This is a genomic window from Kitasatospora sp. NPDC059795, assembly GCF_042732175.1.
GTDB lineage: Bacteria > Actinomycetota > Actinomycetes > Streptomycetales > Streptomycetaceae > Kitasatospora.
Map to the genome: position 1 here is coordinate 26,226 of NZ_JBHWID010000032.1, position 9,569 is coordinate 35,794.

6 protein-coding genes and 1 pseudogene are annotated in these 9,569 nt (G+C 74.8%); 3 read left to right on the top strand and 4 right to left on the bottom strand.

Annotated features, from left to right (window positions below; genetic code table 11):
- Window positions 1–133: 133 nt before the first annotated feature.
- Window positions 134–259 carry a SapB/AmfS family lanthipeptide gene (locus ACFV4P_RS34655; protein WP_100584098.1) on the bottom strand — a complete coding sequence of 42 codons (126 nt, stop codon included), beginning with the start codon at window positions 257–259 and terminating at the stop codon, window positions 134–136.
- A gap of 167 nt (window positions 260–426) precedes the next feature.
- Window positions 427–2,937, bottom strand: coding sequence for a class III lanthionine synthetase LanKC (gene lanKC / locus ACFV4P_RS34660; RefSeq protein ID WP_380477476.1), 2,511 nt, complete (start codon window positions 2,935–2,937; stop codon window positions 427–429).
- Between the two features lie 652 nt (window positions 2,938–3,589).
- Here lanKC and ACFV4P_RS34665 point away from each other — a divergent pair.
- Window positions 3,590–4,289, top strand: a pseudogene (locus tag ACFV4P_RS34665) (SDR family oxidoreductase).
- A 145-nt stretch (window positions 4,290–4,434) separates the two neighbouring features.
- Here ACFV4P_RS34665 and ACFV4P_RS34670 read toward each other — a convergent pair.
- The gene (locus ACFV4P_RS34670; RefSeq protein ID WP_380477477.1) at window positions 4,435–6,783 is read right to left on the bottom strand and encodes a hypothetical protein; all 2,349 of its coding nucleotides are present in this window, start codon (window positions 6,781–6,783) and stop codon (window positions 4,435–4,437) included.
- A gap of 505 nt (window positions 6,784–7,288) precedes the next feature.
- Between ACFV4P_RS34670 and ACFV4P_RS34675 the strand changes: the two genes are divergently transcribed.
- Complete coding sequence (locus ACFV4P_RS34675) at window positions 7,289–7,879, top strand: GNAT family N-acetyltransferase (protein WP_380477478.1); 591 nt, start codon at window positions 7,289–7,291, stop codon at window positions 7,877–7,879.
- Window positions 7,880–8,054: 175 nt separating this feature from the next.
- A complete protein-coding gene (locus ACFV4P_RS34680; protein WP_380477479.1) occupies window positions 8,055–8,384 on the top strand; it encodes a DUF1330 domain-containing protein in 330 nt (109 codons plus the stop codon).
- A gap of 96 nt (window positions 8,385–8,480) precedes the next feature.
- Here ACFV4P_RS34680 and ACFV4P_RS34685 read toward each other — a convergent pair whose 3' ends face one another.
- The gene (locus ACFV4P_RS34685) at window positions 8,481–8,741 is read right to left on the bottom strand and encodes a hypothetical protein (RefSeq protein WP_380477480.1); all 261 of its coding nucleotides are present in this window, start codon (window positions 8,739–8,741) and stop codon (window positions 8,481–8,483) included.
- Window positions 8,742–9,569: the final 828 nt, after the last annotated feature.

Here is a 9,569-nt window from a genome sequence, read left to right on the forward strand (position 1 = left end):
ACACCTCTTTTCCTTGCGGGGGTTGCTTGTTTTTTTATCTCCCGGGGGGGGGGGGGGGGGGGGGGGGCCGGGGGGGGGGGGGGGGGGGTGGTGGGGGGGGGGGGGGGGGGGCGCCCCGCCCGGCCGGGGCTGCTCAGAGACAGAGCAGGGTGCTCACCGTGCTGTTGGTGCAGTTGACGACGCTCAGCGAGCTGAGGACCGAGCGGTACTCGGTGGTCTCCTCGGGGGTCTCCAGCGCCTGCAGGTCGAGGATCGCCATGACAGTCTCCTTACGGGACTCGGTGGTGCTGCGGTTTCTCCGGCGGTCGCCGGAAATCGTGGGGCGGCATGACCCGGCCGCGACGGGGCGGCGGAGCGGGCGCAGGGGCCCGCGTCCGGGGGAGCGGCGGAGCGGGCGCAAGGGCCCGCGTCCGGGGGCGCGGCGGCTCAGCCGTCGGCCGGCCAGAACGGCATCGGCGAGGTGCCGTCGTACACCGAGGCCAGGGCCGTCAGCACACCGGCGGTGCCGGTCGCCAGGTCCATCGACAGGCGCAGCAACTGCTCGCCGGGAAAAGCGGGTTGGCCGTTGAGGGGCAGCACGTGCCAGGCCAGTCGGCGGACGTGGCGGTCGACCAGGTCGTCGTCCGGCCCGGCGTCCAGGCCGAGCAGCGCGATCAGCCCGGCCCGGCCGTTGAACAGGCCCGGCTGCACGATGAACTCCGGCTCGGCGGCGGCCCGGATCAGCGCCGCCTGCTCGGCCAGCGCCGGATCGGGCCGGTGCCGCAGCAGGGCGTGCGCGACGGCGGCGATGCCCGCGCTGCCGGACTCCAGGTACGGCAGCACCCGGTTGTCGTCGTCCACCTGCAGCGTGCCGTCCTCGGCGACGACGCAGCGCGCCAGGTCCTGGTCGAGGGCGGCCCGGGCGAGATCCAGCAGCACCGGGTTGCCGCACTCCTCGAACAGCCGGATCAGCAGCAGCGCGGTGCCGCTCGCACCGTGCAGCAGACCCGGCCGGGCCGTGGAGGCCGAGGACGGCTCGCCCAGGCGGAGCGCCGCGACCGCCCGGTCCGCGCTCGCGGCGGCCGCCGCCAGCAGGTCGCGGTCGCAGGTGGCGCGGGCGAAGTGCAGCCGGGTCAGGCCGATGCCCGCCAGGCCCGCCGACAGGTCGGGGCCCGCGCCGTCCGCGTCGTCCTTGTCGAGGCGGCGCAGCAGGTCGAGCGCGCTCTCCCGGTGGCCCAGGCGGTCCAGCACCCAGGCGGTGCCGTGCGCGCCGACGAACAGGCCGGGCCGGCACGGCTGCCGCTCCACCGCGTCCAACAGCCACCGCACGTGCCGCGGATCGACGCCCGCGCCCACCGTGTGCAGCGCCCACAGCACACCGGCCGCGCCGTACGACAGACCCAGGCCGTCGTGGGTGAACTGCGCCGGGTCGCCGGGGAACAGCCGGTCCGCCCGCTCGGGCGTGGCACTGGAGGCGATCGCCGCCACCAGCCCGTCCCGCAGCCGCGGCCAGCCCTCCCGGCCCTCGCCGAACAGTCCCTCCACGCCCGCCAGTTGATCCGCCCGGCCGGCGTCCGGCTCGGGCAGGAACCCGTCCGGCAGCTCGAAGCGCTTGCGGGCCGAACGGGCCAGCGCAGCCCCCTTCGCCGGATGCAGCACCGTCAGCGGCAGCAGTGGCAGGAACGCCCACAGCCGCAGCGCCCGCAGCGCGTGCTCGTCCACCTCGAACCCGGTCAGCCCGGCCGGCGCCGCGAACCCCGCCGCACCCAGCGCAGGACGCACGAACTCGTCCACCGGAGAAGCGAGTTCGAAGTCGACGAAGACCACCGAACCGTCCTCGCGGACAATCAGATTGCGCGGATGGAGATCCCCGAAGACGATCCCGCGGCCGTGGATCGCGCGCAGCGCACGCTCCACCGCGTCCAGCACCGCCGTCGCCTCCTCGCGGTACGCCGCCACCGCCGCCTCGTCCGCCTCCGGATGCACCAGCGGATAACGCCGGCCGAACCAGTGGTGCAGCCCCTCGCCCGCCACGTACTCCTGCACCAGGAAACGGTGCTCCCACGCCGTCAACCCGCCCAGCACCGCCGGCACCGCGTCCAGACCCGCCAGCGCCTCCAACGTCCGCTGCTCGCGCACAACCCGCTGCACCGCGTCCTCGCCGCGCTGGTCGAGACCCGCGAACGGACGGCCCTCCTTCAGGACGACCGGTTCGCCGCCGCCCGCCGGCCGCGCCAGGTAGATCCCGCCGCCGTTGGAGAAGTGCAGCGCCCGCTCCACCGTGAACGGGAAGTCGTCGACACTGCTGCGCCCCCGGCCCGCCACCGCCTCCGCCAGCACCCCCGGCACCGGCGCCCACGCCGGCAGGTCGAACGCCGCCCGCCGCACGTCCGGACGCAGCACGCCCGACGGCTCGCGCAGCGCCAGCACCAGCTCGCCCTCCTCGTTGCGGCACCACTGCTCGGTGAACGCCCCGTAGCGCAGGTACAGCGGGCCGCGCCGCCAGCGCAGATCGCTCAGGATGTAGGGGCCCGGCGCGCCCGCCAACGCCTCGTCCAGTTCGGTGAGACATCGCTCCAACTGCGCCTCGTCGGCCGGGTACAGCGTCATGAACTTCCCGCTGGAGCCGCGCGAGGCGTACTTGGCGTTCTGCGTCTGCACCAGCGCCGGGCTGCGCAGGAACTTGAACGCCACCCCGTGCTCGAAGCAGTGCGCCCGCACCACGTCCAGGATCCACGGCGCGTTGTCCAGGCACGCCGACACGTGGACCTTCCAGCCCTGCTCCGGCAGCGGCGGCGCGGCCGGCCGGTAGCCCGCCCACACCTCGCGCAGGCTGCGCACCCAGCCGCCCGGCGCGGCCTCGGTGGCCGCGGGGAACTCGTCGCGGGCCGCCCACTGGACCGGGGAGTCGTAGAAGACCGGATCGGCGTAGGAGTACGCCTCGTAACGCATGTCCATCGGAAGTGCTCCATGGCGCGTCGCGGGGGAGGGGAATCGCAGGGGAGTGACGCCCGGGCGCCGGAACCGCACGGCAGCGGAGGGACGTTCGACCGGACCGATTGTGCGATCGGCTGACCGCCACCGAGAGTCTGCAAGGACCGGCGCGACCGTCGAAAGGGCTTCGACAAGGGTTGGCCGGATTCCGCACGGCGCATGCCGGGAGCAGGCCCGCGGACCCCCAACCTGCCCTTTACCTGCGCTTTTCCGGGCCGCTCAGCACCCCGCGCCGCCGTCGGCGCGACCGTGCGCGCACGCCCTGCGGCACCCCGCCAGCGGCGACACCCGGGAGCGGCCCGCACCGCCGTCCCACCGTCGCACGCGCCGCCACCACCGCGCCCCGGTCGCACCTCGGCACAACGTCGGAGCGCACACGCCCACCCGTCGGGACCCGACCGGACACCCGCTGGCCGGTACCCGACCGGCGCGCCACGGCGCGGAGAGCGCGCCCACCCCGCCGCACGCGCCCACCACCCCGGCTGTCGCCCCCCACAACACGCCCCCGGCGCAAGGCCGTTACCGCGCGCCCCAGCAGGGGAGACGCGCCCCCGCCCGGCCGGGGATGGCCGGTTGTCGGTCTTCCCGGCCGCCCCACCCGGGTAGCACCCCCGGCATGGCAACGCACTTCCTCACCGGCGCCGGCTCCGGCATCGGCGCAGCCACCGCCGAACTCCTCGCCGCCCGCGGCGACCGGCTCTGGCTGCTCGCCCGCGACGAACCCACCGCCGCCCGGCTGCGCGAACGATTCCCCACCAGCCGCACCGTCGTCGCCGACCTCGCCCGACCTCGCCCGACCCGCCCGCCTCGCCCGCATCCTCGGCGGCCCCGCCGCCCCACCCCGACTCGACTCCCTGCTGCACATCGCCGGCATCGCCGACTGGGGCCCGGTCGGCGACAGCGACCCCGACCTGTGGGACCGCACCCTCACCATCAACCTGCTCGCCCCCGCCGAACTGACCCGCCTGCTGCTCCCCGCCCTGCGCAGCGCCCAGGGCCACGTCGTCTTCATGAACTCCGGCGCCGGACTCCACGCCCCACCCGGCCTCGGCGCCTACGCCGCGTCCAAATTCGCCCTCAAGGCCCTCGCCGAATCCCTCCGCGCCGAGGAACACGCCCACCGCGTCCGCGTCACCACCGTCTACCCCGGCGAGGTCGACACCCCCATGCAGCGCCGCCTGCACGCCCGCTTCCGGATGGCCTACGACCCCGCCGCCTGCCTCACCCCCCAATCCGTCGCCGCCGCCCTCGCCACCGTCCTCGACCACCCCCACGACGGCACAGTCAGCGACCTGACGCTCCGCCCCGGCACCTGAGGCCCGGCGGCGACGACGGCCGGGCCGGCCGCCGGGGCGCCGAAGGACGCGCGGGCGCCGGGCGGTGCTGCCCCGACCGGTGCTGCCCCGACCGGGTACTGCCCCGACCGGCGGCTGACGGCCGGTCAGGGCATGGCGGGGACGGCTACCGGGCCGTGAGGTCGATCCCCAGGACGCCGTTCGCGGTGGCCGCACAGAGAAGGCCCCCGTCGGTGATCGCCAGACCGACCACCGGCGAGCCGAGGCGGAGCTCGTGGGTGGCGCGTTCCGTACCGGCCAGGACGACGTGGATCGTGCCGTCGGCCCAGGCGGCCGCGCACATCAGGCCGCCCGGCGTGGGGGCGACGGCGACGGCGGTGACCGGGGTGTCCCGGGCCGGCAGGGGCGCGGAGAGGAGGCCGCGGCCGGGCGTCCAGGCCTGGACCGCGCCGTCCGCGCCGCCCGAGATGAGCAGCGGGTGCCCGCCGTGGTGGGCCAGGTCGAGCGCCGTCACCGGCCCGGCGTGGAGCGACTCGTCGGAACGCACCGCCTGCGCCCCGTCCCCGTCGTCCAGCAGGTGGACGCGGCCCGCCGCGTCGCCCGTCGCCACCGTCCGGCGCTTGCCGCCGCGCGTGGCGATCGCCGTCGCACCGCCGTCCGTCGCGGCCAGCAGCCGCCGCACCACGTCCGAGGAGGAACGTATCTGCTCGACCGCGCCGTCGCGCCGCAGCGCGAACGCACCGCCGTCGAAACCGGTGGCCAGCGCGACCGCCGTACGGTCCGCCAGCCGGAGCGGGGCGTCACCGGACGGCCGGCCGGTGGACGCGTCGAGCAGCCCGAGGTCCGCGCCGACCGCGACCGCGAGCCGGCCCCCGCCGGCCGGGTCGTCGACCCGGGCGAGCAGCCGCACCGGCTCGGCGCGGCGCGCGAACGCCCAACGGGCCCGCCAGCCGTGCCCGGCGAGCTGCGCGAACCGCTCCGCGAGCTCGTCGTCCTGCCCGGCCGTCCAGCAGTGCAGCACGGACGCCCGGCCACCCGGGTCGGCCGCCGCGGTGACCACCGGCCCGGCCGACCGCCAGGCCCGCCGCAGGTGCTCGACCGGACCGCCGTCCACCGACTCGCCGTCCGGCTTCTCCCCGACATGCGCCAGCGCGAGCCCCACCGCCATCGGTCCGGCGTACGCCACGACGGCCGGGTCGGCCAGCAGTTCCCCGGCCGGGGACGAGGTCCGCACGGCGTGCCGCAGCACCAGGTCCAGCCGGTCGGCGTCCAACGGGCCCAGCTGCTCCGAAAGCAGGTTCTGCCGGATCGACAGGTGGTCGAGGCCGTCGCGGGCCAGGCGCGCGGCGAAGGAGTCCGGCCAGATCCGGTAGCAGCCGTCCGGGTCGGCCGGCAGCAGCAGCGGCACGGCCTCGTCCACCGCGAACGGGCCCAGACTGCCCGGCAGTTCACCCCACAGCTCGGCATCGAGCGGGCCCCGGGCCGACGCCAGCGCCACCACCGGCGCCCGGACAGGCTCGGGCAGCGACTCCCACCAGGTCTCGGCGAGCGTCTCGGCCCGCCGCGCGAGCGACGCACCCGCATCCAGCAGCACGCCGTCCTCGACACGCGCGGCCAGCAGCGCCAGCGCGGGCGACGGATAGACCTCCGCCGGGAGCCGACGGTCCGCCAGGGACGTCGACCAGCGGGTGAAGGCATCCAGGTCGGTCCACTGAGGCTGGTCCAGGTCGAGGACGGCGGACGGCACGTCCAGCGCCGCCGCGGCAGGCGTGTCGGAGGAACACTCCAGCACGATCCGCAGCCACGGCACCCGCAGCAGAGGGCGCAGCACCTCGGCCGCGATCCGCTGCCCGGCGTCCGCCAACGGCCCGGCGTCGGCCAGCGGCCCGGTGCCCGCTCGGTCGAGATCCGTCACCACCAGCACCCGCGGCACGCCGTCGACCAGCGCCGCCAGCAACTCGTCCGGCGTGCCCGCCGACACCCGCAGCAACGCGGCGAGCCGCCACACGAAGGTGTCCACCGTCGACTCGGCGGCGGACAGCACCACGTCGACCCGCCGCCCGGCGTGCGGATTGTCCGGCGGGCACGCGGCGGCCAGCCAGCGCAGCAGGTGCGTGCGGCCACTGCCGCTCGACCCCGCCACCCGGCACAGCCGCGGCGCCTGCGGATCCTCCAACCACCCCAGCAGCGCCCGCCCCGCCGGACGCCGACCCGCCAGCAACGGCGGCAGCGGCGCCGCGCCCTCCGCGACAGGCCGCTCCGCCGCCGGCACGCCGTACCGCGGATTGGGCAGGAACCGCAGCGGGACACCGTGGGCGTCCACCTGCCACGCGCCCGCCACGACACCCACCGGCACCGGCCCGTCCGGGTCGTGGCCCTCGTCCGCCGTGAACAGCCAACCGCCGCGCCGCGCCGCCTCCGCGCCCAGCTCCTGCGACAACGGCGGATCCGCCCGGTACCCGGGCGGCACCGCGCCCTCCACGACGGTCGACTCCGCGGTCCGGTCCTCAGTCATCCACTTCTCCCCGTCACGTCCCGTTCGCCCCCGAACGCACCGGAGGACACCCTAGCGTGCGGGAATGATCGTCGGTCGCGATCCGCCGAGGACGGCCCCTCCGCAGCCGAACGACCCCCCGCCCAGTGCGACGACGATCGCACGGACCACCGACAAGGCCCGCACGGCCGCCGGCACTTCGCCACACCCGCCGCACCGAACTCACCGTCCCGCAAAGCTTCGACGGCAGATTTCGGATCGCCGCCGTGACCTCCCCCGGCACCTGCCCGTACTCGGACCGGTGCGCGCCCGGCACGCCGCCCGCGCCGCCCTGCTTCCCGCCCGCGCCAACGCCGCCAGCGGATTGCGCACCTCGGCCCCGCCACCCGCCATTTCGCCGAGGTCCTTACCTGCGCCGAAACCGCTGAGCCCCCGACCGTCGGAACCCCCGACCCACCGTCAACTATGGTGTGCGGAAGCCACCATGGCACCACCCGTCACGGCACGACACCACCCAGGGGGACCCATGACCGAGGTCGAGCACCACGCCCCGGCAGCCACCCGGCCCACCATCCCGGCCACCATCACCACCGAACGACTCGTCCTGCGCCCCTTCACCCCGGACGACGCCGACGACCGCTACGCCTACCAGGCACTGCCCGAGGTCGTCCGCTACCTCTACCGCCCCGCCCACACCCGCGAGGCCAACGAGACCTCCATCCGCACCCGCGGCGTCCACAACGGCTGGAGCGCCGACGACGACATACTCCTCTGGGCCGTCTGCCGGGCCGACCGGCCGGGCATCGTCGGCGAGGTCGTCATCACCCTCACCAACGCCCGCGCCCGCCAGGCCGAGATCGGCTGGGTCTTCAACCCGCAGTACGCCGGCCAGGGCTACGCCACCGAAGCCGCCCGCGCCCTCGCCGCAACTGCCTTCGAATCACTGGGAGTTCACCGCCTCTTCGCCCGCCTCGACGCCCTCAACACGGCCTCCGTCCGGGTCTGCGAACGCCTCGGCATGCGCCGCGAGGCCCACTTCGTCGAGAGCGACCTCGACGGCGACCGCTGGGGCAGCGAGTGCGTCTACGCCCTGCTCGCCCGCGAGTGGAACGCCTGACCCCCGCCCCCGCCGCCCCGGGCGGACTGCCTGCCCCCGCCCCCACCTCTTCACGCCCACCCCTGCGCGCACCTACCCCTTCGTGCCTACCTATTCGTGACGGATTCGCCCTGCCGAGCCGCTGCGTAGCGTCGTCGACGTCAGCCCGATCCCGAACCTCCCTGGGAGCGTCACGATGTCCGCCTACGCCCTGGCCCACGTCCACTCCGTCGAGTTCTGCGCCGACACCGCCGAGTACCTGGAGCGCATCGACGCCACCCTCGACGCGTTCGGCGGTCGATTCCTCGTCCACCGGGCCAAGTTCGAGACCCTGGAGGGAAGTTGGGGCGAGTCCGGCCTGATCCTGATCGAGTTCCCCGACTACCAGCAGGCCCACGACTGGTACCACTCGCCCGCCTACCAGGACATCCTGCCCCTGCGGACCCGTCACATGGTCGCCGACGTGATCATCGCCGAGGGCGTCCCCACCGGCTACCGGGCCGAACGCCGCCACGACAGGCGCTGAACCCCGACACCCGGTCGAGCGGGCCGCCGCAGACGCGACGGTGCCCGGCGGGTGGACCACCCGCCGGGCACCTGCATTCTATGAAGCCGGACGGCCTCAGAAGTGGGCGCCGTCCTCGGTGACGCCGCCGAAGACGCCCTCGTCGGTGGCGGCGACCTCGCCCTTGATGTGCTCGACGCAGTCCGGGGAAACGAAGGAGGCGACGAAGGCCTCGGCCGCAACGTCCTCGTTCGCGGCGAAGTGACCGCTGACGAAGTGGGCGCTCGGCTCGTCGGTGGCGGAGGCGAGTCCGGCACAGCCGATCACGAGGGGGGCAGTGAGGGCGCCGATGGCCAGGACACGCTTGACAGCACGCATGAGAATTCTCCTCCGAGTAGTTCGGTTCTTGCCGGGACGCGGTGGTGGCCCCGGCTGTTCCAGGACGCCATGGCTTCCGGAGGCCCGCAAAGGGAGCTTGCGTCCGTGTGGTCCTGACGGTCCTTTAGAAACCTTGTGCTGTCGGGGGAGGGGCGGTGCGGAGGTTCACCCTTGGGTGGCTGCTCGGGCGGCGCAGGAGTTGATGGCGAGGCGGGTTCGTCCCGGTCGGCCGCGTGTTGGGCCCACCCAGATCCGACGATCCGTCAGAAACAGTTCGGGATTGCTCAGATGGCGACCGGGGACCCCTTGCCCTTCGGTCGCTGCCGCCCACGGCCCGATGTCGCCCGCGGGTGCGGTCTGCAGTCCCACCGACGGTCGGGCGGTCGAACCCGTGACGGTCCTGGCGGCGGGTCCGCAGCCTCGTCCCGGTCCGGTCTGCGGCTCTGCGGCCGATCGGGTGAGGCCGAGGGCCGCGTTCCTGAGTTCTCATCAGGTTTTCATGATCGCGGTGGCGCTGATGTCGAGTCGGTATCTCGTGTTCCGGGCGCGGCGCAGGGGGGGTGGGGCGGGGTCGGTCGGTGGGGTTGTGCCTGTGTTGGTGCGGTGTGCCGGGTGTGGGTTGGCGGGGGGTCGGGGTGTGGTGGGTTGGGGTGTGGTGGTGGGTCAGTGGGTGGTGGTGGGTTGGTGGTCGGGGGTGGTGGCGGGTTGGTGGTCGGGGGTGTGGTGGTCGGGTGTGGTGGCGGGTTGGTGGTGGGTGGTGTGGTTGTGGGTGTGGTGGGTTTGGAGGTGGTGGAGGGCGGTGTGGGTGGGGGTGTGGGGTTCGGTGGT